At 43.4% G+C, this 23,880-nt stretch carries 21 protein-coding genes and 1 riboswitch; of the genes, 13 read left to right on the top strand and 8 right to left on the bottom strand.

What is annotated here, in order from left to right; translation table 11 throughout:
• Positions 1-68 precede the first annotated feature (68 nt).
• From NSQ99_RS13710 to NSQ99_RS13670, 9 genes are all read left to right on the top strand, one after another.
• The gene (locus tag NSQ99_RS13710) at positions 69-1,358 is read left to right on the top strand and encodes a DUF445 domain-containing protein (RefSeq protein ID WP_251665802.1); all 1,290 of its coding nucleotides are present in this window, start codon (positions 69-71) and stop codon (positions 1,356-1,358) included.
• On the top strand, positions 1,355-2,674 hold the full coding sequence (locus NSQ99_RS13705) for a DUF445 domain-containing protein (RefSeq protein WP_251665800.1): 1,320 nt from the start codon (positions 1,355-1,357) through the stop codon (positions 2,672-2,674). Before NSQ99_RS13710 ends, NSQ99_RS13705 begins: the two co-directional genes overlap by 4 nt.
• An 81-nt stretch (positions 2,675-2,755) precedes the next feature.
• Positions 2,756-3,103, top strand: coding sequence for a hypothetical protein (locus NSQ99_RS13700; protein ID WP_251665799.1), 348 nt, complete (start codon positions 2,756-2,758; stop codon positions 3,101-3,103).
• Positions 3,104-3,401: 298 nt separating this feature from the next.
• Positions 3,402-4,346: an ABC transporter permease gene (locus NSQ99_RS13695; protein ID WP_340837230.1), complete on the top strand. Its 945-nt coding sequence runs from the start codon at positions 3,402-3,404 to the stop codon at positions 4,344-4,346.
• Positions 4,347-4,371: 25 nt separating this feature from the next.
• The gene (locus tag NSQ99_RS13690; protein WP_251665796.1) at positions 4,372-5,262 is read left to right on the top strand and encodes a carbohydrate ABC transporter permease; all 891 of its coding nucleotides are present in this window, start codon (positions 4,372-4,374) and stop codon (positions 5,260-5,262) included.
• A gap of 97 nt (positions 5,263-5,359) precedes the next feature.
• Positions 5,360-7,147: an ABC transporter substrate-binding protein gene (locus tag NSQ99_RS13685; protein ID WP_340837228.1), complete on the top strand. Its 1,788-nt coding sequence runs from the start codon at positions 5,360-5,362 to the stop codon at positions 7,145-7,147.
• A gap of 109 nt (positions 7,148-7,256) precedes the next feature.
• A complete protein-coding gene (locus NSQ99_RS13680) occupies positions 7,257-9,005 on the top strand; it encodes a sensor histidine kinase (RefSeq protein WP_251665794.1) in 1,749 nt (582 codons plus the stop codon).
• Positions 8,998-10,380 carry a response regulator transcription factor gene (locus NSQ99_RS13675; protein WP_251665792.1) on the top strand — a complete coding sequence of 461 codons (1,383 nt, stop codon included), beginning with the start codon at positions 8,998-9,000 and terminating at the stop codon, positions 10,378-10,380. The genes NSQ99_RS13680 and NSQ99_RS13675 overlap by 8 nt, the downstream gene beginning before the upstream one ends.
• A gap of 2 nt (positions 10,381-10,382) precedes the next feature.
• The gene (locus NSQ99_RS13670) at positions 10,383-12,035 is read left to right on the top strand and encodes an extracellular solute-binding protein (RefSeq protein ID WP_340837225.1); all 1,653 of its coding nucleotides are present in this window, start codon (positions 10,383-10,385) and stop codon (positions 12,033-12,035) included.
• Positions 12,036-12,227: 192 nt separating this feature from the next.
• Here NSQ99_RS13670 and NSQ99_RS13665 read toward each other — a convergent pair whose 3' ends face one another.
• Complete coding sequence (locus NSQ99_RS13665; protein ID WP_340837223.1) at positions 12,228-12,893, bottom strand: uracil-DNA glycosylase; 666 nt, start codon at positions 12,891-12,893, stop codon at positions 12,228-12,230.
• Positions 12,894-12,983: 90 nt separating this feature from the next.
• Here NSQ99_RS13665 and NSQ99_RS13660 point away from each other — a divergent pair, with 90 nt between their 5' ends.
• The gene (locus tag NSQ99_RS13660) at positions 12,984-13,412 is read left to right on the top strand and encodes a zinc ribbon domain-containing protein (RefSeq protein ID WP_340837221.1); all 429 of its coding nucleotides are present in this window, start codon (positions 12,984-12,986) and stop codon (positions 13,410-13,412) included.
• 10 nt (positions 13,413-13,422) lie between these two features.
• On the top strand, positions 13,423-14,385 hold the full coding sequence (locus tag NSQ99_RS13655) for a TRM11 family SAM-dependent methyltransferase (protein ID WP_340837219.1): 963 nt from the start codon (positions 13,423-13,425) through the stop codon (positions 14,383-14,385).
• A gap of 128 nt (positions 14,386-14,513) precedes the next feature.
• On the opposite strand, the gene NSQ99_RS13650 is transcribed toward NSQ99_RS13655, so the two are convergent.
• From NSQ99_RS13650 to NSQ99_RS13630, 5 genes are all read right to left on the bottom strand, one after another.
• Positions 14,514-15,290, bottom strand: a complete 777-nt coding sequence (locus tag NSQ99_RS13650) for an energy-coupling factor transporter transmembrane component T family protein (protein WP_251665784.1) — start codon at positions 15,288-15,290, stop codon at positions 14,514-14,516.
• Positions 15,259-16,854 carry an ABC transporter ATP-binding protein gene (locus NSQ99_RS13645; protein WP_340837218.1) on the bottom strand — a complete coding sequence of 532 codons (1,596 nt, stop codon included), beginning with the start codon at positions 16,852-16,854 and terminating at the stop codon, positions 15,259-15,261. The genes NSQ99_RS13650 and NSQ99_RS13645 overlap by 32 nt, the downstream gene beginning before the upstream one ends.
• Before the next feature lie 16 nt (positions 16,855-16,870).
• Positions 16,871-17,440: an ECF transporter S component gene (locus NSQ99_RS13640; RefSeq protein WP_340837215.1), complete on the bottom strand. Its 570-nt coding sequence runs from the start codon at positions 17,438-17,440 to the stop codon at positions 16,871-16,873.
• 76 nt (positions 17,441-17,516) lie between these two features.
• Positions 17,517-17,629: riboswitch (TPP riboswitch) on the bottom strand.
• 78 nt (positions 17,630-17,707) lie between these two features.
• Positions 17,708-18,265 (bottom strand): LOG family protein, encoded by a 558-nt coding sequence (locus NSQ99_RS13635; protein WP_340837214.1) that lies wholly within the window; start codon positions 18,263-18,265, stop codon positions 17,708-17,710.
• A 480-nt stretch (positions 18,266-18,745) separates the two neighbouring features.
• Positions 18,746-19,033: a hypothetical protein gene (locus NSQ99_RS13630; protein ID WP_340837212.1), complete on the bottom strand. Its 288-nt coding sequence runs from the start codon at positions 19,031-19,033 to the stop codon at positions 18,746-18,748.
• A 508-nt stretch (positions 19,034-19,541) separates the two neighbouring features.
• Between NSQ99_RS13630 and erm the strand changes: the two genes are divergently transcribed.
• The gene (erm, locus tag NSQ99_RS13625) at positions 19,542-20,384 is read left to right on the top strand and encodes a 23S ribosomal RNA methyltransferase Erm (protein ID WP_340837211.1); all 843 of its coding nucleotides are present in this window, start codon (positions 19,542-19,544) and stop codon (positions 20,382-20,384) included.
• A gap of 78 nt (positions 20,385-20,462) precedes the next feature.
• Here the strand turns inward: erm and sigK are convergent, their stop codons facing one another.
• Positions 20,463-21,179: an RNA polymerase sporulation sigma factor SigK gene (gene sigK / locus NSQ99_RS13620; protein ID WP_251665775.1), complete on the bottom strand. Its 717-nt coding sequence runs from the start codon at positions 21,177-21,179 to the stop codon at positions 20,463-20,465.
• A 151-nt stretch (positions 21,180-21,330) separates the two neighbouring features.
• Positions 21,331-22,236, bottom strand: a complete 906-nt coding sequence (locus tag NSQ99_RS13615) for an AraC family transcriptional regulator (protein ID WP_340837209.1) — start codon at positions 22,234-22,236, stop codon at positions 21,331-21,333.
• A gap of 191 nt (positions 22,237-22,427) precedes the next feature.
• Here NSQ99_RS13615 and NSQ99_RS13610 point away from each other — a divergent pair, with 191 nt between their 5' ends.
• The gene (locus NSQ99_RS13610; protein WP_340835123.1) at positions 22,428-23,780 is read left to right on the top strand and encodes a transposase; all 1,353 of its coding nucleotides are present in this window, start codon (positions 22,428-22,430) and stop codon (positions 23,778-23,780) included.
• Positions 23,781-23,880 lie beyond the last annotated feature (100 nt).

Here is a 23,880-nt window from a genome sequence, read left to right as displayed (position 1 = left end):
AGAGTGGATGACTCAAATAAAAAAGGATAATATAATATCATAATATACTTCATTTTAGGAGCATCTACATGAAAATTAGCTTAAAAAAAGTAGTGAACGGATCGATTGTTATTGCATTTATCGGAATGCTGATTTGCTTCCCTTTCCAGGACGCATTTATAGGTGGGCTATTATTCGCTGCTTGCAGTGCCGCTACGATAGGAGGTCTTGCGGATTCCTTTGCCGTAAGGGCATTATTCGGTCAGCCGCTGAAGATACGTTGGCCACATTGGATGGGCACGAACATTATCGCTCGTAACCGAGAGCGGCTCATTAAAGAACTCGTTGATATGGTAGAGCATGAGCTGCTGTCACCCGACATGATAATTAAGCAGCTGAAAAGCTACAAGCCAGCTCATGCAATTATTACTTATATGACAAGCGAGCAGGGAGAGCGTGCACTTAAAGAGCTCGCTACAAGGCTGCTTAGTGACTTGCTAAAGGTAAGCAGTCCTGCCGTGATTAGCCTGTCGTTAAAACGGCTAGTGAAGCAAGGCTTACATGCAACACGTCCAACCGTAGTGGTCGGCGGTTTCATTACGTGGTTAATCCGTGAGCAATATGATAGAAAAGTGGCAAGCGTACTAGCTAAGCAGCTAAAGCAGTTTATTCAGCAGGATGCAGTGAAGCAATTTGTCTATGAGTTTATTGCAACGGCGCTGCGCTCATATGAAAACAATAAAAAAGGTCGACAATTTGTAAATGGCATTGCTGGTCTGAATGCAGAGGAGCTAACAAGCAAAATTATGTCACTGGCGTCCGATACTTTGACAGGCGTTGAGAATGGAGAGCATGCCTTGCTAAGCAAGCTTCGGCAAATGCTGCAACAGCTTGTAATGAGCTGGGAAGAGGATGAGAAGCAGTCAGACCTGTGGAATGAACGGATTAGAAAGCTTGGAGAAGCAGTACTTGGAGGTATTCTGACTCCGCAGATGATCGAGGATGCCATCCAGCTGCTTATTACACAGTTGGATGATGCGGATGATTCGTCAACAGATGCTTCGATCGTTAAGCAATGGCTCGATCAGCAGATTAACAAGCTGCTCACTCGTCTAAGTGAGCAAAGTGAAATGCATGAGCAAATTAACCATTATATGATTTCTACATTAACAGCGTTTATTGAACGCAATCATAACTATATTGGTAAGCTTGTTCGTGAAAAGCTAGAGCAATTTGATGAACAGCAGCTCATAGAACTGGTCGAAGAAAAGGCAGGAAAGGACTTGCAATATATTCGCTTAAACGGGACATTTGTCGGAGCATTAATCGGAGTCATGCTCTTTCTTGTGCAAGCATTGATTGGAGGGCTGCTGGCATGACGATGAGACAACGAGCGAATTATAGCTTAATTGCATTGGCCTGCTTATTTATTATCTCGCTGATCCTGCATTGGAGGCTGGATCAACCGTGGTGGACAAAAGCGATGCTGTTTATCTCAGAAGCAGGTATGGTCGGAGCGCTGGCAGATTGGTTTGCTGTATCTGCACTATTCAGACATCCTTTAGGTATGCGCTGGATTCCTCATACTGCCATTGTTCCGCGAAATCGAGATAAGCTCGTAGACGGTGTTGTCCTTCTCGTAGAACAGCAGCTTCTGAATAAGAAGATGATTGAGGATCAGCTTGCTAAGCTGAATTTTACAGAGCTGCTCATCTCGTGGCTGGATAAACGATGGAATGTGAAGCTAGCAGAGCAGACGATCCGTAGGCTGCTGGCGTTGGTGCTGCGTAATGTGCAGACTGAATCGGCTGTACCTGTGTTAGAAAAGCAGCTTAAAGATGCTGTCAGTCGAACAAAGCTCGCACCACATGTTAGCAAAGGGCTAGCCTACGCGATGGAGAAGGGGTATGATCATCAGCTGCTTGATCTGCTCATTAATACTGCTCAGAAGCGGGTGCTACAAAGCGATGTTAAGCCAGCAATCAAACGATTGCTAGAATCCGAAAAAGATAAAATGCTTGGTAAAGACGGTGGAAGCTGGTTAACGAGGGCGCTGTTTTCATTTGCTCAAGCAGCAGATGCTGTTAATTTTGATGATGCAGTAGACGTCATCTATCGTGATTTACTTCTGCTGCTTGCACAGCTGAAGGATCATGACCATGAGCTAAGAATATTGCTTCGCAGCCAGCTTAAGCAGCTAGTTGTACTGCTTGAGAGAGAGGATATAGAAGACGCACTCGAGGTTTGGAAGCAGCAGCTGCTACAGGAGCTGTCGATTGCACCGTTCCTACAGCAGCTAGTTAATGGCTTAGTAGAACAGCTTGCTCCAGCTGCTTCAGCAGCGCAGGATATAGAGGCGACAACGATGCAGAAATGGCTGGCACGATTATTGCATCAATATTATAACTGGATGAAAACAGATGAGCTGTCGAAGGAACTGATAGAACAAAAGCTGAAAAGCTTTATGCTGCATATGATCGAGAAGGAGCATAAAGTGATTGGTCAAATTGTTCGCAGCACACTGGATACATTCTCAGAAGAGAGACTTGTGCAATTTATCGAGAGTAAGGTAGAGGTTGATTTGCAGCGGATTCGGGTGAATGGAGCGTTCATTGGAGCTGTAATCGGTGCGCTGTTGTACGGTTTACTGTATGGTGTCTATGAGCCGGTGCTTGAGCTCCTTGGTCGTAGCTAGAAGAAAACAGAAGCAGGATTGTAGACAATTGGAATGTTCATCCAAGTTTATTCATATGATTGTCCATAGAGGAGGGATCACATGAATAAGCTGATTAGCCGCTATTATCAATTGAAGCAGAGAAGTAAGTCAATCGAACAAGAGCTTGCTGAGCTAAAGGAGCAAATTGTTCAGCAGATGAATAATGAGGAAGTAACGGAACAAACGATAGGCGCTTACCGAGTGAGACTCATTCAGTCGGAACGCAAGGAATACCATGAAACTTTACTGTATAACGCTCTTCCTGATCCTGAGCTATGGCGTATGCTTTCCAAGCCGGATCAAGGTAAAATAACAGGTCTCATAAAGGTTGGCGCACTTAAGGAAGAGCATCTGAAGGATACGTATACCGTTAAGCAGCAGGTAGCGCTTATTATCGACAAGAAGTAAATACACAAAGCAATAGAGGCATTCATTAGTCATGAGAATGATTAATGAATGCCTCTATTTTTTGCTTGAGATGTTGCATGAAAAATAGCTAGATCGAACACATATTAGCTTCGCTATTAGCCTGTTGTGCGTCTAGGGTAGAAAATGGTTCGAAGATAGGTGAAAATGGTTGCTCGATAGCAAACAGATTCCTACGTATAAGCAACAGCTTTCTCTCCCTGATCAAGTTGAAAACAATCTACAATTACGATAACAAGTAAGCGCTTACGATGCGGTGCAACGTTGAAGGAGGCCGATGATGAATCCTGTAGTGGAACCTAAACGAAAACGAATTAATTTTTCTATAAGCTTACGATATCGCTTATTGCTTTATGCTGCGCCATTTTTAGTGCTTGTACTCATTTTTAGTTACTTCCCGTTGTACGGTTGGACGTATGCCTTTTTTAATTATCGGGTTGGATTTCCGTTATTTGAAACTGAATTTGTAGGGTTTAAATGGTTTACCTCGATTATATCCAACGAGTATCAGGTGCAAGAGGTTGTTCGTGTAATGAAAAACACGTTCGTAATTAGCACACTTGGCTTATTGACGTCTGTATTTCCAGTTATCTTTGCGATATTTCTCGTTGAAATTCGCACCAACTGGTACAAGCGCTTGGTGCAAACGTTAACGACGCTGCCGAATTTTATTAGCTGGGTATTAGTGTATGCCATTGCCTTCATGCTTTTTTCCGTCGACAGCGGCATTATTAATAAGCTTATGATCAGCTTGGGACTCCAATCACAGCCCGTCAATTATTTGGCCTCGTCCGAGCATATATGGCTGAAGATGACGCTATGGTCACTGTGGAAGGGGCTTGGCTGGAGTGCGATTCTCTACATTGCTGCGATTACCTCCATTGATCAGGAGCTATACGATGCAGCGAAGGTAGATGGGGCGGGGAGATTCCGGTTAATGTGGCATATTACGCTGCCAGGTGTCATGTCCACATTCTTCGTCTTATTGCTGCTATCGATTGCAAACTTTATTAACAACGGTCTTGAGCAGTACTTCGTATTCCAGAACAGCTTGAACAAGGACACCATTGAAGTGCTGGACCTGTACGTATACAACACGGGATTAGTGGGCTACAACTTCTCGTTTGCTACGGCCGTAAGCATGCTGAAGTCACTCGTCAGTATCTTTCTATTATTTGTTGCCAATCAGCTATCCAAATGGGTGCGGGGCGAATCGATTATTTAGCAGCTGCTAGAAAGGAGCAGGTAGCATGAAGCAAAGCTTTAGTGACCGATTGTTTAACGTATGCAATTATATTGGGTTTGGCATATTTACGCTAATCTGTATATTTCCATTCTATTACCTATTCATCCAAACGATTAGTGATAATTCGTTGAGTGCAAGCGGTCAAGTCACGTTTTATCCCAAGGGTATTCATTTTAATAATTATGTAGAGGTGTTGAAGGTAAAGGGGCTATCGAATGCAGCACTCGTGTCGGTTGCCCGAACCGTACTCGGTACGATTGGTACTGTCATTGGCTCTGCATTTCTCGGTTATTTGTTTACAAAGAAAAAGATGGCTGGGCGAGTATTTTGGTACCGCTTTGTCATCGTAACAATGTATTTTAATGCAGGTATTATTCCGTGGTTCATCATTATGATGAATTTGAATCTAACAAATAATTTCTGGGCGTACATTCTACCAGCCATCGTCTCACCATTTAACGTCATTCTTGTAAAAACGTTTGTGGAATCATTGCCTGAGGCGCTTGAAGAATCAGCAGAGATGGATGGAGCAGGGACGATTCTCTTATTTACTCGCATTGTCTTTCCACTCATTGTACCGATTGTAGCAACCATTGCGATATTTTCAGCGGTTAATCAATGGAATTCGTTTATGGATACGGTGTTCCTGATGACCAACGACAAGCTATATACATTGCAATTTGTCCTTTATAAATACTTAAATGAATCGAATTCACTGGCTGCAATTATTCGTTCAGGACAGGGAATGGAAAATATCGATCTTTCTAAGCTGCAAACGTCAACCTCGATTCGAACGACTGTAGCGATGATTGTGGTTACTCCGATCTTGCTCGTTTATCCGTTCTTTCAACGTTTTTTTGTAAAAGGCATTATGATTGGCGCAGTAAAAGGCTAGTCAGCAGCCCATAGCGATGGCTCCAATCTCTAATAGAGGGGGGTGATTTCCACACCAAGTAATGTCATTAGGTTTTAATAAGAAGGGAGTATAGAGTATGAGAAAAAAAACTAGAAGAACATGGCTTGTCTTGCTTTCATCAATGCTTGTGCTATCGATGCTGGCTGCCTGCAGCTCAAAAAACAATGATCCGCAGCCAACTGCTTCAGCTAATAACCCAGGCACGACTACGGAAGGGGACACAGATAAGCCTCAGCGTGAAGAAATAACGATTGACGTCTTTTCTATGCTGTCGAACTTCTCTGGTGAGCAAACAGGCTGGTTCGCTCATGTACTGAAGGAAAAGTTTAATGTGAAGCTAAATATTATCGCATCTAACCTTGAAGGCGGCGGTGATATTAAATTCCAATCGATGATGGCTGCTGGGGATTTGGGTGATCTTGTCGTATTCGGGGCAACGGACAGCAAATATTTGGATGCCATTGCTGCCGGTATGCTGCTAGATTGGACGAAGGATGGCCTCGTGGATACGTACGGAAAAAACATGCAGCAATATGCACCGAAGGCCCTAGAAAAGAATAAAGCACAATTTGGCGGCGGAACAAGCATTTATGGCATTGGCAATGAGGTAGGAGCTGAGTCAGATGGTCCGTCTGAGGCACTAGAGTTAAATTATCATCCCAATCTGCGCTGGGATCTATACGAGCAGCTTGGTCGTCCAGAGATTAATACGATGGAAGACTATTTACCGGTACTGAAAGCGATGCAGGAGCTTCAGCCGAGGAGCGACAGCGATAAGCCAACGTATGCTTTCTCGATGTGGAGCGACTGGGATGGCAATATGATGATGAACACAAAGGCTTGGGCAGGTATGCATGGCTATGAGGAAAGCGACGGCTTTAACCCAGGCGGCTTTACACTTGTATCAGCAGATACGGAAGATGTTCAAGGTATATTAGATGAAGACAGCTACTATATGCGCGGTCTTCGCTTATACTTTGATGCGAATCAAATGGGTCTAGTTGATCCAGACTCGATTACGCAAAACTTTGATGAGGCTGTTAATAAAATGAGAGATGGCCAGCTGCTATTCTCTTGGTTCTCCTGGTTTGATGACGCTTATAATACGCCTGAGCGCATGGAGGAAGGCAAGGGCTTCCACCTCGTTCCATTCAACGAAGCAAGATCATATTCCTATGGCTTTGATCCGTACGGAGGGAATCGAGTATGGTCCATTGGTTCGAAGGCCGAGCATCCAGAACGTGTGATGGAGATCATTGATTGGTTGTATTCACCTGAAGGTAATATGACAGCGAACTATGGTCCAGAGGGTATGGCTTGGGAGCTTAAGGATGGAAAGCCTGTTCTTACTGCACTTGGAGAAGAAGCATTTCCAGCTAACAAAACACCAATACCTGATGAGTTCGGTGGCGGTGTATGGGATGATGGCCGTAATCAAATTAATAACACTACCTTTAAGAGCACGATGATTAATCCGGATAATGGTGATCCTTACGATTACTCATTATGGACATCTACGCTTGCTAAGGATCCAACGAAGCTAGAGGAAAACTGGAGATCGGTCATGGGAGCATCGACTGCGGTGGAATGGTTTGTCAATAACGATAAAATAGCCGTTCAAAAATCGATCTACACGGGTCAGCCTTATGTAGAGATGAACGATGACCTTAAGCAGAAGCAAGGTCAGGTTGCTTCGGTAATTAAGGAATACTCATGGAAGCTTATTTATGCTAAGGACGAAGCGCAATTTAATCAATTGAAGGATGAGATGATTAATAAAGCGAAGGGTCTAGGCTATGATGATGTTGTTGAATTTAATAAAGAGCAGCATAAAGTAGTGTTCGAACTACGTAAAAACTCTTAAGTTAGATAAAGAAAGTATGGCGATGACCATACTTTCTTTTCTCTATTTTCAAGCAAATAGAAGTTGTTTACAATAGTAGTAAATATATACATATGGAGTGATTGCTTCGATGAAATCAGTTTCGCGTATCAAGCAGTTTTTCAAAAAAGGGACATTGAGGCGCACGCTCATTATTTATTTGCTTATCGCATGCTTAATTCCTCCATCCATACTAGCTGGATATACGTACAGCTCGATGCATTCAATACTCCAGCATAAAATATCTGCTGGAATTGAAGCGAGTTTAAGGCAGGAAGCGATGGGGATTGAGAATTTATTGAGCAATCTTGATTTTGTCTCGAAGCAGTTCGCATTAGATGGACAAACCGCTGCTAGAGTAAACGAATATATGAGCACGACGAGCCTATCAGAAAAAGTGGATATGATTGAGCAGATTGAGGCTACTTTTAACGTTGTAAATTTTACGAATCCAAATGTTGGACTTATGGTTTACTATCATGAGAATACTGAGCAGCCGATACTTTTTAACAATCTATCAGTTAGGGAGGATTTTAATATTAATGAGCTGCCTTTATTTGTACGCTACAATGGAACCGCTTACTATGGGCCACATCAGACACAATATAAAAATAGTGAGAATATCGTTTTTTCCTCGATTCGTGAAGTGAGATCTGACAGCAATGATTCCCTCTATATTTATTTAGAATCCAATTACAACATGTTCCGCAAAATGATGAATAATCATTGGTATGGTATGCCTGTCCATCATTATCTGATCTCGGATCAGAAGGAGGTGCTCTTTGCCGATGCCAATGACCCGCCTATTGCAGCAGAGGAGCTGAGCTGGGAGCTAGTCTCTAGTGGCGTGAAGCAGATACAAGGACACTACCTCTTTGGCTACGAGAGCATTCAAGGCTGGAAGCTTGTTATTGCGGTTAATAAGGATGAATATAATCGAGAGATCAATGCTTGGTTTTTAAGAATGGTAGCTTTAGTTCTAGGCTCGCTCATTCTAGCATTGATTATTGCGATGATGATATGGCGAAAAGTATACGGATCTTTAAGACGGATGAACCTAGAAATAATTAAATTAACAGGGGAACGTGAATCTCCTGTTAAGCCGATCGGCATCGAGGAGTTCGATACACTGCTTTATAACTTTCAAGGGATGAAGCATACCGTCAATGAACTGATTGCAGAGGTATCGCAAAATGAGCGCAATAAATCACAGCTGGAAATTGAAAAGCTGCTTAGCCAGATCAATCCACATTTTTTACATAATACACTTAATACGGTGCAATGGATTGCACGTGCTAAAGGACAGGATGATATCGACCGGATCGTCACACTGCTAGTAAAGCTGCTGCACTATAATATGGGGAAAAGCAGCCTAATCGTAACAATTAGACAGGAGCTGGAAGCACTTCAGCATTATATCGATCTCCATAAAATTCGCTACGAGGATGAGCTGAGCTTTAAGCTTGACATAGATGAACAGATGCTAGATGTTAACGTTCCAAGGTTTTTATTGCAGCCACTCGTTGAAAATGCTATCTATCATGGTCGCGGCGAGGAGCATAGCGTGATCGCCATTACGATTAGACCTCATTCGGAGCATGAAATAATGCTTAAAGTGGAGGACAATGGCCGAGGTGTTGATCGAAAAATATTAGAGCAGCTGCTTCCAGCTTCAAAAACGTCTTCTAGCGGCATGGGCATCGGTCTTAGTTACGTTCGACGATTGCTGGAACGCTTTTATGGTGGACGTGGGGTGCTACAGCTAGAAAGCATGGAGGGCGTTGGAACAAGTCTAACTGTCATTATTCCAAATAAGCTGGAGGAGGAGCGGCATGATTAATGCTCTTGTTGTAGATGATGAACGCTTAGTACGACAAGGCTTGCAATCCTTAATGAACTGGCAAGCATTTGATATTTCATTTGTCGGTGAAGCGAAGGATGGCGTGCAGGCGTTGAAATTTTTATCAGAGCAAGAAGTTGATGTCATGTTTGTTGATATTACGATGCCGAATATGAATGGCTTTGAGCTCATTAAGCATGTACAAGAGCGGCATCCACATGTGAATTTTGTCATCTTGACCTGTCATCACGAATTTGACTATGTGCAGGAAGCGCTGCAGCTAGGAGCTATTGATTATATTGTGAAGACACTGCTGAATCGTGACAATGTAGAGGAAACGGCAAAGCGCATCGTCTCAAGGCTTAAGCGGGAGCTTAAACGAAAACAGGATGTACCCACGCTGTACCCAGGCGGTATTTATCTATATTATTATACATCACATTCAGCCTATCATCCTCAGCATGCTCATTCATTGCAAACGGAAGGAAAGAAGCTAGATCCACACTGGTTTCGTTTGCATCCTGGCTATTCAATAGAAAAGCTGGACAATGTAGTTCAGTATGTGGATGTTGTGGTTGTAAAGCTAAGCGCTAGTAAACGAATGAACACGGAGGCAGTCGAGTGCTGGCTAATGGAGCAAGGAGAGCGATTGTTATTCTATAGTGGAGATAGAGATCAATATCTGCATCTGACGGATGCTCAGCTTTCACACTGGATGCAGCAACTTAGCGCATCAAGCAAGGAACAGGAGCAACGCTTTTTTCATGATACGGAAACCTATCGTTGGCTGCTGTACCCACAGGAGTGGGCGAGATGGGTCGAAGAGGTGCTGCAGCTCAAGCCTAGTCCAGCTTATATGCAGCAGCTGTGTCATTACTTTTATCGTCAGGTGCTCCTTACGATGACGATGAGTCATGCAGAGTATGGTGGGAAGCAATTAGATCAGCCGCAAGCGTTGACTTGGAAATGTACAGAACGATGGCTTCAGCAATTTTCTATTTTTTTGCGCAGCAAAATGGGAGATCTATCCTTCTCGCACGAGGTTATGCTTTGCATGATTAAAGCAATTCGTTATATGCATGAGCAAATATCTCTAGAGCTGAATCAAAGTGAGCTTGCCTATCAAGTTGGCATGAGTCGCAGCTACTTCAGCCAATGCTTTAAACGCTTTTTTGGAGTATCCTTTGGCGACGTACTTCGGACGCTCCGGCTGAATGCTGCCAAGCAGCTGCTAATCACGACTCAGCTAACGATCTCAGAAATTGCCAATCGCGTTGGCTTTGTTGATCACAAGTACTTTAGTCGAGCATTTAAAGCGCAGCTAGGCGTGTATCCGACAGAATATCGCTCACTTCATGCGGAGGAGTTGAAGTGATTATGGTGAGCAGATGGCTTGCTGTTGTAGCGATCATATATGTCGCTGTATGTAGTACTGGCTGCACTCGCGCCTCTAGCATAGAAATAGCACAGAATAGTGAACTGCTTTATGATGAGCCAATTCTGCTTCGAGTCCCTTATTCATACTCTGATATCGAGCTTCCGGAGGGTGATGTTGGTGATGATAATTTTGTAACACGCTATATATTGGAGAAAACAGGCATTGAGGTTCAATATAGCTGGGAGGCAAGCGGAGAAGAGCAATATAATACGATGCTAGAGCTAGCCATACGCAGCAATGACTTACCTGATGCATTTATCGTTAATCGGCAGCAGCTGTTTCAGTTGGCGGAAAGAGGACTAATTGAGCAGCTGGATGACGTTTATGAACAGCATGGCTCCCCTCTCGTAAAGTCGATCTATGAGTCGACAGGTGGAAAAGCGTTAGAGGAAGCGAAAATCGATGATAAGCTATTCGGACTGCCCAATGTTGGCATAGAGGCAGATGCGCCAACGTACTTATGGGTTAGACAGGATTGGCTTGATAAGCTGAGGCTTGAACCGCCTAGAACACTACAAGACATTGAGAATATTGCAATGGCGTTCGTGCATCGTGACCCCGATGGTAATAAGGAGCACGACACCTATGGACTCCCCGTTGACAAATCGCTTGTCTATCAGCAAAAAACCGGAGTGTTGGGACTAGACTCTTTTTTCGCAAGCTTTCACGCTTTCCCGCAAAATTGGATCGTCAATCAAGAAGGACATCTTGTGTACGGATCGATTCAAGCTGAATCGCGTGCAGCGCTTGAGAAGCTGGCGGAATGGTATGAACATGGAATTATTGATCGTGATTTTATGCTGCGTAAGGATGCGAGCTTGCTGGTAACGCAAAATCAAGTGGGGATGATTTTTGCACCGTGGTGGGCGCCCTTCTGGCCGTTAAGTGCATCGGTATCACTGGATACGAAGGCAGAGTGGAAGGTTTATATGGCGCCGTTAGATGCTGGGGGTCAATTTACAACGAAGTCTGCGCCGATAACGGACCGCTATCTAGTCGTTCGTAAAGGCTACCCGTATCCCGAAGCCGTAGTGGCACTTCTTAATCTGTTCACAGCCTTGGAGCGCTATGACAACATAGAGGATGAAGCTAGTAAAGAAATACGAAGTATAGCAGCACAGCAGGGTGTACAGCTGCGTAATTACTATTCATTTGATCTGCTGCTGGACGATCCAGATGGCGTGGTAAAGCGTTATGAGATGCTGCAGCAGCTGTTAGCAGAGGAACTAACCGAGGAAGAGCTGACGCCTGAGCTGTCAAGGCTGTACCAATACGTTGTGCAGGAGGAGGAGCAGCCGAAGAAGGATATGGAGGCATGGAGTGTAGCTGAGGCCTATATGCAGGGAGGGGAAATATCGAAGCAGCCGATGATAAAGGTAGAGAGCTACAGCATTGAGCATTTGCCGGCTTATTCGACTTATTGGGAGCAGCTTCTTGAGCTAGAGATGAACTATTTTCTAATGATGATTACAGGAGAGCTGCCGATTAGCAGCTTTGATAGGTTTGTAGAAGAGTGGATGAATCAGGGTGGAATACATCTAATGAGAGAAGCAAGTGAAGCGTACGAGCAGCATAAGTACAGCGTAAAGTAAGCTAATAATAAGTGTCGATAATAAATGTAAAGCTGCGGGCTAATTGCTGCCCGCAGCTTTACCTGTTGCTTCTGTCGTTTCATTTAACAGTGAGAAGAATAATTCTTGACCCTATTAGTATAAAAATCATATGATGGCTGAACAACAGCATAAAAATATAACTAGGCGCGTGTACGTGTGTCTAGTGCAGCTCTAAGTATGGTCCCAAGCTATAGCTTGCTGTCCGAGCTCAGCGAGATGGCGATTAATCGTTGAATACGGCTTGCTTCCAAAAAATCCGCGGTATGCAGCAAGCGGAGAAGGATGGACCGATTCAATAATGATATGATGAGCGGCGATAAGCTTTTTCTTCGCTTGCGCAGGCTTGCCCCATAGCACAAAGATGACAGGGTTTTCTCTTTTGCTAAGCAGCTGAATGACTTCATCGGTGAAAACTTCCCATCCTTTTCCTTGATGCGAGTTCGCTTCACCAGCACGTACGGTCAGTACAGTATTGAGCAGCAGCACGCCTTGTCTTGCCCACCCCTCGAGGTTACCGTGCTGTGGTGCAGCTATGCCGAGGTCGTTCTCCAGCTCCTTAAACATATTTCTAAGTGATGGAGGAAGTTTTACGTTAGGTTGAACCGAGAAGGCAAGTCCATGTGCTTGTCCTTCACCATGATACGGGTCCTGTCCCAAAATAACGACTCGTGTATCAGAGTAATCCGTTAGCTTTAATGCGCGAAATAAATGATCTTGCTTTGGATATATGTTCAATGTACTGTACTCTGTTATAATAAATTGTTGTAATTGCTTATAGTATGGCTTTAATTGCTCCTGCTGCAATAATTTTCCCCATTCATTGCTTGGTAGCTGCATATGCTGTAATCCCTCCTGACAAATCTAATTGAACAATACTATAGGTAGCTAGGAGAATCAACCCTATAAGAAGGCAAAGGAGGCGTCAATATGAGCTTTTTGGATAAATTAAAAAGTGGTGTATCGGAAGCAGGTACGAAAGCGAAAATACTCGTCGAAATTAATAGGCTAAAATTAATCAATGTTGGCAAACAAAACGAAATTAGCGGATTGTATAAGGAAATTGGGGAGAAGGTAGCACTTGCAGCAGAAGCAGGTCAAGAGCTGCAGCTATCGTTTTTTAGCCACCAGCTTGAGCAAATTTCAATGCTTAAAACAGAAATAGAGCAAAACCAATTGAAAATGTTGAATTTAGCAGATGACAAGCAGTGTCCGAGCTGCAATCGCAGTAATCCGATTGATGCGATTGGGTGTGTGCATTGTAATGCAAGCTTTATCGTTCAGGAGCATTCAACGATTGAGCCCCAATATATCGAGCTGAACCATCCAACGAAGCAAGCACGGCGAGACGATGAGTAAGGTGGTTCGTGTGAATAGTAAGCGATATATATATCGATATACCTGCCATGAGCAGGAGCTAGCCTTATGCAGCTTGGAAATTAGGCAAATGCTGCGTGTAGAGCCAAGCTGGTATCAATCAACGGCAGTTATAGATAGCGAGCTAGAGGTTTCTCCGCAAAGAAGCCCATATGTAAAATACCGACTGGAAGTGTTGCTCAGTGCTGAAAGCTACGAAGACTTGCTCCATGAAGCAGCGGAATTACAGCTACAGGAAGTATATAAGATTACTGCGCTTGAGGTGATCCAAGACGGTAACGCGAGTAAGCTGCCTTACGAGCTGAGGAGAAGGATGGAGCGGGAGCTTGGGACCGCGATTGGCGGCAGCATTCATCTTAAGTCCCCTGATGTTTGGCTAGGCGTCATACAGCTCGAGGGAGAGTGGCTGCTCGGCATATACGAGCAACATGCTGGCAAGTGGCAGCAATATGATCGCAAGCCAAGACACTACTCTACTGCGTTAAGTACACGCGTTGCACGTGCAGTGGTCAATACACTACTGCCTCAGCTGGATTCAACGGTAACACTGCTTGATCCTTGCTGCGGCATCGGAACGGTCTTGCTACAGGCCTGCGATCAAGGAGTCTCTGCAAGAGGCTATGATATTAATCCACTCGCAGTTGTTGGTGCCCGTGAGAATATGGCTGCCTTCGATTTTAGCTGCAGCATCGGCATTGCCGATATGAGAGAGCTGCAGGATGATTACGATGTCGCGGTGCTGGATTTGCCGTACAATCGTTGCTCCGTGCTGCCGGAGTCCGAGCGTAAAGAGATGCTGCAGGCCTTGAGCAAATTAGCGAAAAGAGCAGTGATCGTCTCTGTCGAGCCAATCGAGCATGAGCTGCAGGCGATTGGAGCTACGATCATCGATGCTGGACAGGTGCAGAAAACTCATTTCAAGAGAGATATATGGCTTGTACAGTTTGATCAATAGCGTTAGGGATACACGCTCGAGTCATTTTTATTACACTAGAAATGCCCATCACGGTTAGAAATCTAAACGTGATGGGCATGTTGTTGTTGCAGATGTATCAGGTTGGATGTAGCTGAAGCTTTTCAATATTATACCGGGAGCTCAGGAACGATAAGCGCGACGGCGGTACATATTAGCACGATGCAAACAAAGATGCCATCGTAGGCAGAGAAGCTAGTGATATAATAATAGGTTCGCTTTTGCTGAAATTGCTTTGCTTCCATTGCAATACCGATGCGATGGGCTCTGCGGATCGCCTGTGCAATTAGCGGAATGCTATACAGCTTTATCATCTGATAGATTTTAGCAAAGCCGCGATCTGCTTGAACTCGCCGTATACGTAGTGCTCGTCTTCGTAATTGAACCTCTTCGATCATGTAAGGTACGAGGCGCAGCCCTGCAAGAAACGCATACGCATACTTAGCTGGTAAACGAAGCTGCTGCATAAATGAATAAAGCAGCTTTACAGGTGGTGAGGTAAGCAGCAGCAGTAAGCTGATGATGCCGATTAATAAGGACTTCGTTCCGATCATCATACCTGAATGAATACTTTCATGGGAGATCTTTATGATCCACCATTGCCAGATGATATCATTTCCTCTGCCGAATAACGTCAAGGTGATACCTGAGGACAAGCTGGATATGAGGATCGGAATATGAAGTAAGGCAACCTTCCGCGCGGGGAAACCACTGCTAGACCAGAGCACGATACTAAGGCAAATGATATAGCCAACATATAATCCAATGGCGCGACTGAAAAATACAAACAGCATGATAGCGAATAAGGCAACAAATTTTAATGAAGGATTACAGCGATGTAGCCAGGTTTGTTTGTTAGGTGTGAACCAGTTGAGTAAGCTGTTCATCGTCTGCCTCCTTAGAATATAGCGCATGTGCTGGTAAACATGTCGTTAACGTACCATGCTCAATATGCCAAATTTGTGTTGCGAAGCGCCTCATAATTTGCTCATCATGCGTTATCATCATAATCGTTACGCCACTAGCCTGTAGCTGCTGCAGCCACTCAAGCATAATAAAGGTGCTGCGTGCATCTTGACCGAAGGTAGGCTCATCCAGTAATAGTATGGAACGATTTTCGACAAGTGCTGTCAACACGCTTAGTCTACGCTTCTGTCCGATGCTTAGCTCATAAGGATGTCGGTCAGGCGGTACGCTTAATTGAAGCTGCTCGAGTGCCGCTGATGCTTCAAGCGTTAGCTGCTGAAGATCGATTCTGCTCTTGCGTTGTTTAGGAGCAAATAGCCTTTTTATCCAATGTTCGCCTTGCTCCTTCTCTGTTCGTTCCTTATCATACTTGACGATAAGTGAATGCGTAACCTCATCAATGATTCGATCTGTAATGAATTGCAGCTCAGGATTTTGAAAGACATAGCTCATCGAAGGAGGTATGTCCTCGCCCACGTCCTCACCTTGGATGCGATAGCTGCCATTAGAGGCTAGCAAGCGTGCCAATGCGAACAGCAGTGTGCTTTTACCAGCCCCATTTGCACCTCTTATCGCAATCCAATCTCCTTGCTGTGCGGCGGCATATGGTACAACGAGTGAATACGCTCCGCGTTTAACTTTAAAGTTTTGCAGCTCGAGCAATGGTTGGCTACCGCTAATGTTTGGTTGAGCTTGCAGCTCGGCAGTAGCTTCAGCTCGGAAGGCTAAGCTTAGTGAGTTCGATTGATAAGAAAAATACTCCTCCCATATATTCGGATACCATATCCCTTCCTGCATTAAAAATGACTTCTGCTCTGCAAATACATGAGACGGGTGGCCATCAGCAATAATGTCACCTAGACGATTTAACACTACGACACGATCAAACCAGTCGAGAATACCGTCAATATGATGCTCAACGACAATGACGGTATGCTGCGCTAACGTGCTACGGATCGTTTCCCATATATATTGCTTGCCCTCAGGATCTAGCAGGGCAGAAGGCTCATCAAGAAATACAACATCCGGCTTAAGAAGCAATACCGCCGCAAGAGCAAGACGCTGCTTCATCCCTTGTGACAGCTCTGCAATCGGAGTATGTAGCTTGGGCAAGTGCAACTGGACATGCTCCAGAGCTTCCTCAATGAGCTGCTTCATCTGCTCTTGTGGGATTTGTTGATTTTCAAGGACAAACGCAAGCTCCTCATCGACATAGCTCATGCAGAATTGCGTGTCTGGGTCTTGAAAGACAAAGCCCCAGCTCTCTGGCTTTGTAATTTGCTCTGCCAGCAGTGGGATTTGGACTGCTCCCGGTATAATGCCGCTAATAATTTGTAAAAGCGTAGACTTGCCACAGCCGCTAGGTCCAAGCAGCAGTAGTTTTTGACCATGAGGGATGGAAAGGGTGAGATCGTTGAATATAAGCTGCTTTTCCCCACTGTACTTGGCTCTCAGCTTCGTAACACCTATCGCTTTATTCGTCATCCGTTAAACTCCTTCTTTACTGCTTAAGGTTGTCAATTTCTGAATAGTCAATTGGGCGAATTAACGAAGTGACCTTCGTTTTTTCTAGCGCAAGCACGATATAGTAGGCGAAGATCCCTGTAAAGATAAAGGCGCTAATGACACGTAATCCGTACTTCACGATTAATGCCCATGTTTCCAATTCAGCGTAACCATAGCTTAGATCTAGCAGGAAGCCGCCAACGCAGGACATGATGCCTGCTAATCCTGCAACTGCAATTGAAAATTTGCGATATCGGAATGCTAGGAAGACGAGCTCAGCTCCAAGACCTTGAATTAATCCGTACATTAGAACCTCAAAACCGTTACCGACTAACGCGGATAGACTTGCACCTGCAACACTTGCCAATAGCGCTGCCCCAGGCTTGCGAATAAGAAGAGCAGCAAATGGACCGACCATAAACCACATACCATAAATTAATTGACGCAGCGTTGGCAATAACGGCTTCACTACGCTGTATAGATCGTCCCAAAACTTCATGATTACTCCAAATACGATACCTATCACTATAATGACAACGATGTCTACTAAACTAAGTTTTTTCATGTTTTGACTCCTCCAACATTGTTTTGTATGCACAAAAAAACCGTCTGGATATACGCAGACGGTCAGAAAATCCCTCTTTTTCTAAACACCCATTCTCTACGCTGGTATTATCCAGTTCAGATCAACGGTCAGTAGCGGGGTAATAGCTACTATCTCAGCCTGTTTCCACAAGCACCCGGACGGTTTATATGCAACTGTGATCTAATGTACTATACATTTCCAAACTTGACAACTGTATATTAAGAAATTGTAAAGGTTGAGGAATATTTATAGCTCGTCGGGATGGCGGAAATTAGCCATCTGCTCTAACAGCTCGTGAGGCTGCTCCGCGACAAGATTAAGTGCAGCGTAGCGTCCTTTTAAGAATTGCTCCTGTACCATATGATCAAACAGATGGATTAGCGGGTTGTAGTAGCCTTTAACATTCAATAGACCGCATGGCTTTTTGTGCAGCCCAATTTGACTCCATGTAATGACTTCAAAGTACTCCTCCATTGTCCCAGCACCGCCAGGCATAGCAATAAAGCCGTCTGATAGATCCATCATTTGATGCTTACGCTCATGCATTGAATCAACCTTAATGAGCTTGGTAAGCTGCTCGTGGGCAATTTCTCGATGTGCCAGATGATGAGGGATTATGCCGATAACCTCTCCGCCAGCTTTTAACACAGCATCTGCAACCGCCCCCATCAAGCCCGTGCGCGAGCCACCATAGACGAGACCGATGCCACGTTGAGCAAGCTCATTACCTAATGCAATAGCAGCTTGTTCATAGTCAGAAGAAGCTCCAATACTGGAACCACAGTATACAGCAATACGTTTCATAGCAACTCTCCATTCTACATTAGGATAGGTTTAGTATAATTTTTCCAAAAGACATAAGCAAGCAGGAGTAAATGTGGATACTGTAAAGCATGCGGCAGAATAAGCTTGGGCCATTTAATGCAATGTGTAGTGCGTGTTTAACCTTATGCGCTTGGACTTGTCAACATTCAAACATATTACTTCGTCTACGTTGTTAGGACTAAGATCAGGACGTTAAGTCTTGCAGGATGGAGAACGTCATTGAATATTATTTGGTAGTGTCATGGATGTTGGGTGGGAATATGTCGTTATGTCATGTGGAGGGGAATTTGAGATTTTGAGATGGCAAAATGGTTCGGAGTGAGAATTCCTTTATGACATATCGAATAAAGCTCAGTATACAAGCTCCTACTTGCCGTAAGGCGCAGCTAGTTAATGTCACTTCCAGCCGGCGATATAAAACCCGCCAGTCTGGAAGTATATTTCCGCTGTTTAATAGCTTTAGTCTTCGTCATTAAATGTATCTAAAGCGGCATTCCCTTGTCCTTGATCACCAGGGTACTCACGCTCGGTTCCTGCATGCTGTGCTCGATCTTCATAATCAAATCGATTGGGAGGACGTTGATCCTTGCGCCACGGTGTACTCTTACCTAGTTGTTCTGCATTCATAGGCGAACCATATGGGCCGTCCGCGAATTCTTCTGGAATAAGGTCGTTGCGCTGGGATTCTACAGTGGCAAGATCAGTAGACTCGCTTCGTTTTTCATTCATAAAACCATCTTTAGACATGGAATACCTCCTACAGAATTTTCCATAGTATGCCCATGAGGCGGCAGAATATTATGGAGCACATGATAGATAAAGATTCTTTGCAAATTTTACTGAGGTGGTTGTTATAAGCTTTTATATACGCTACAATGGAAGGAACTTGAGGAACGGAGGGTTGTCCTAATTATGGGTGTTATAACTTACGGAAGATTGCGTTTTTTACTTTGTCCTACGAATTAAATAGTGAACAAAGGCTCTGTCTGCGTGCGGAGCAAACGGAATCGGTCTGCCCATTTTAGGATATCTCGCTTATTTAAAGTGTTTAGGGACAGTAATGATTGCTGTCTCTTTTTTGTGCTTGCAATAGATCATTTACTTAAGATGGAACATGATTCATGCTCAGCTTTTGCCATTTTATCGTTGTGGCATAGGCTTGTTTGAGTATGCAAATTGTTAAGCTCCCTTCTAGTAAACCGCTGCAGACAGCGGTTTTTGTTTTGAAAAAAACAAGAATGGAAGGGATTTATCTATGATGAGGCATAGCAAACAAAACCGAGCGAAAAGCAAAAAGAAAATCAGTCCTAATTTTACAGGTCAACATTTGCTTCATAATCCAAAAACGATTAGGAGATTGATCGAAGTGGCGAGATTAAAGTCTAATGATCTGGTACTTGAGATAGGGGCAGGGAAAGGAGGACTTACTTTCCCGATTGGCGAGCAAGTAAGGAAGGTTATTGCTGTGGAAATCGATGCTGCTTATGCTCAAGCACTGAAAAGCAAAGTCACTGCAAGTGAGCGTTCACATATTTCAATCGTTCAAGCGGATATTAGAACGTATTGCTTGCCAACAAGTTCATTCTCAGTCGTGGCGAATATTCCGTTTTCAATTACGACGCCGATTCTAGAGAGGCTGCTTGGTGCAGAAGGAAGAGCACTGCAAAAAGCAACATTAATTGTAGAGAAGGGTGCAGCAAAACGGTTTACACAAAAAACTACGTTTGATTCACGTTTATTGATGTGGAAAATGTTCTTTACGTTCAAGCTCGAGAGCGTCATTCCGAGAACAGATTTTGCACCGCCACCGCGAGTAGATGCTGCAATAATGATCATAAAGCGCAGAGAAACGGCTTTAATTCCTATGCAAGAAGCGAAAAGATTTGTTGCGTTCGCAGCTTATGTGCTTAGAGCCTACAAGGCACCGGTATCTGAAGTGCTCAGAGGTATTTTTACACCAGCACAGCTTAAAATTGTATTGGCACAAGCTGGTCTCCATCGAGAGCATATCGTAGTGGATATGAAGCTGCATCAATGGGGGACGCTATTTCATGCAATGCTGAAGCATGTCCCTGCTCATCGCTGGCCAAGGAATTAATATATTAGAAACAACAGGAACAATTACAAAGGCCAAGCTAAGTAGACACATCTACCTAGCTTGGCCTTTACCACTATATTATCTCCTACTCGACTTATCCTTTTCCTTATAAAACTCATGATACAGCTTCATCAGTGCCCGTTTCTCGATCCGAGAGACGTAGCTGCGACTAATCCCTAAATCCTTAGCAATTTCGCGCTGCGTGCGCTCATCACCGCCGCTAAGTAAGCCAAATCGCGTGATGATTACCTCTTTCTCTCTATCATCAAGAATACTGAGGTTTTTGAAAATTTTACTCTTTTCCATCTCTAGCTGTACTTGATCGGCAATATCGTCCCCTTCATTGCCAAGTATATCGATTAAAGTTATTTCATTGCCCTCTTTGTCAGTGCCGATAGGGTCATGAAGCGAAACGTCCTTGCGAGTTTTTTTGAGGGAACGAAGGTGCATTAGTATCTCGTTCTCAATACAACGAGCAGCAAAAGTAGCCAGCTTGGTGCCTTTGCCTTGCTGAAAGCCTTCGATCGCTTTAATTAACCCAATCGTGCCGATTGAGATGAGATCCTCTTGATCCTCACCCGTATTGTCGAACTTCTTCACGATATGTGCGACTAGACGCAAGTTATGTTCGATTAACGTATTTCGTGAATCTACATCCCCCTCAGCCATTCGCGTCAGATGATACTGCTCTTCCTCTTCCTTCAACGGCTGTGGAAAAGCATTGTTCTTGACGTAGGATACTAATAAGGTCAATTGCTTAATAAATAAGGCGATTGATGTGAAAAAACCAGGCATAGCTCCACCTCCTGATGAACTTTACATGGGCCTAAAAAAGGCAGCTGCAGTCTGTTCTCTAATGTATGTGGGTAGCTGCCCAGTTGTGCCTGTACCTTAAAAATAGGTACGAGCATATGTAGCATTCATGACAGGAACGTTCAACTAATCGTTATGCATTAGCTTTTTTATTAGCATCTCGGAACCTAGTCGGGGACATGCCCTTATAATCCTTAAATACTTTGCCAAAATAGCTTAAATGATTAAAGCCGCATCTGAACGCGATATCGATTACAGGCATATTCGTTTCAACTAATAGTGTGATAGCATGCTCCAGTCGAACTTGGATTAAATATTCAATGGGTGTTATACCGAGCAATTTTTGAAAGCAACGATTACATTCACTTGTACTTATATTTACCGAGTTTGCAATATCGATAAGCTTAATTGATTCATGAAAATGCGTATGGATATAGTTTAGCATCATATTAATGCGCTGCTGATTAATGGACAAATCAATTTGACTATTACTGATAAGTATCTCCCTAGAATCAACGACGAGGTGATTCCAAATCTTAGCTAAATGACTGATGACTAACAGTTCATAGCCGAATTTCCTTTGCTGATCTAATTGATAAATACAGGTTAATAGACGGATGCATTCCTTCTGCCATGCAGCATCGCGTAATTCAATATAGGGGATGCCCTTACTGTTCACTAGAGCATGAATATAATTTTCATAAATGAGACCGTGTTCAACATTAGCGATCTGCGGGCTAACAATAACTGAAAACAAAATTGCATTTTGTGAGCTAGTTGAGCTAATAGAATGTAACACCTCAGAGTTAATAAAAACACCTTCACCAGCTCGAAGAACAATAGATGCATCGTTCGCTCTAACCTCAACTTCTCCTTCTAATACAACAGAGAATTGAAATTCTTTATGCCAATGTAAATTTATATAGCCTAAATCATAGTTATGAAGATCGTCCAAATAAACCTGTATTGGAAATTTTATGCTGCCGTACTGTATTAATTCTTTTTTACGATGATCAACGTTAATTTTATTAATTTGCATAAATCCTCCATATTAGGGTAGTTAATGATAGATTTAGAAGGAATAATTAGAAATAATTAATATGTGAATCAATTTCATAAATCTAAAGCCCCGATATGACTAGCTTTCTAAGGCATGAAAAAAGGAGAACCTCCCCAAATCTCGAAATTGTTAAGTACCACCAAAACAATGAGATGAAAGGATGAACCCCTATGCCATATATTCGACACGAAAGTCTGTTTTCCTTGCAAGACTTGTTTTCTATGGAGCAAAAATTTCGTTTTGAAGCCATATTTAGTGCAATAGATATTCAACCTTTACTGTCCGTGGTCAGTAAAAAATCAAGGCTTGGTGCTCCCGTTGAAGTTCACTACTCGGCGATGATTTACTCGTTAATCGCTAGACTCATTTCACGCATCCCGACAATTAAAGATTTAATCAAAAGGCTCCGTGAGGATCTTTTGTTTCGTCTGGATTGTGGCTTTATGCTGTCAGATTCCATTCCTTCTGAAGCATCCTACTCTCGGCTTATTCAGAAAATTAGTCAGAGCAACGCACTAGAGCAGATGCAACAACAAGTCATTACTCATGCACTGCAAGAAGGATTTATTCTCGACGATACGATTGCCATCGATGCTACACATGTAGTCGCTCGTGATCAAGCACCTAAGAAGCAAGCGAAAGAAAAGCCTGAACCTAAAAAACGTGGACGTAAGTCGAAAGAAGAACATAAGATTTGGCTCGCACAAAAACAAGCTGAAGAAGCAACAAAAACGATTTACCAACGAGAAATAGCTGATCAATTGACAACATCCTACGAACAGCTAAGCCAACAGATGCCACTAGACCCACAGTGGGGCATCAAGAAAAATAGTGAACAAAACAACGTCTTTTGGTATGGCTACAAGGCACATTTGGCGGTTGCCACAAGTAGTCAATATATTCTAGGTGCGTTGCTATCTTCAGGTAATTTAAATGATGGAAAAGCTGCTATTCCTTTATTAAAGGGGCTTGCCCTTCATCATCCGTGCTTTAAGTATCGCTATGCAACAATGGATGCTGGGTATGACCATGAACCAATTTATGAGCAAGTAAGAAAAGCAGAAGCTCATGCGATTATCGCCTACAACCGTCGACGAGAACCCGAATATATCGGATTCGATGAGCATTTTGCTCCAACCTGTGTAAGAGAACAATCCTATCGTTATGATAGCTACGATGCGAAATACGAGACGCTAAAGTATATCCGTCCGAAAGCATGTGAAGAATGTCCGCTTAAAAAAGATAGTTTGTGTCAAAAGGTGTACAAAATTAAAATAACATCCAGTCTTCGCAAGTATACGGCACCTGCACGAGGAACGGTATCTTGGGATCATATAGCTAAACGCCGAACCGCTGTTGAACGTGTGAATGCCTATTTGAAGGGGTATTTTCAACTGAATCATATTCGTCATCGTTCAGGTCAAAAAGCAAAAGCACATTTGACGCTGGTTTCTTTAGTATACAATGCAACGAAATTAGCAGTAGACCGCATCAATAAAAGATTAAAACATCAAGCAGCTTAAGCTTCAAAAAATAGGAATTAATAAATTCTGTTAGTCTGACTTTGTTTAGATAAGTGCATTATGAAATTGATTCATGTATACTAGTATAATTATATTATTT

It is taken from the genome of Paenibacillus sp. FSL W7-1287, from assembly GCF_038004245.1.
GTDB classification, from domain to species: domain Bacteria; phylum Bacillota; class Bacilli; order Paenibacillales; family Paenibacillaceae; genus Pristimantibacillus; species Pristimantibacillus camelliae.
The sequence above is the reverse complement of the archived record's forward strand: the minus strand, read 5'-3'. Positions and strand labels throughout refer to the sequence as shown.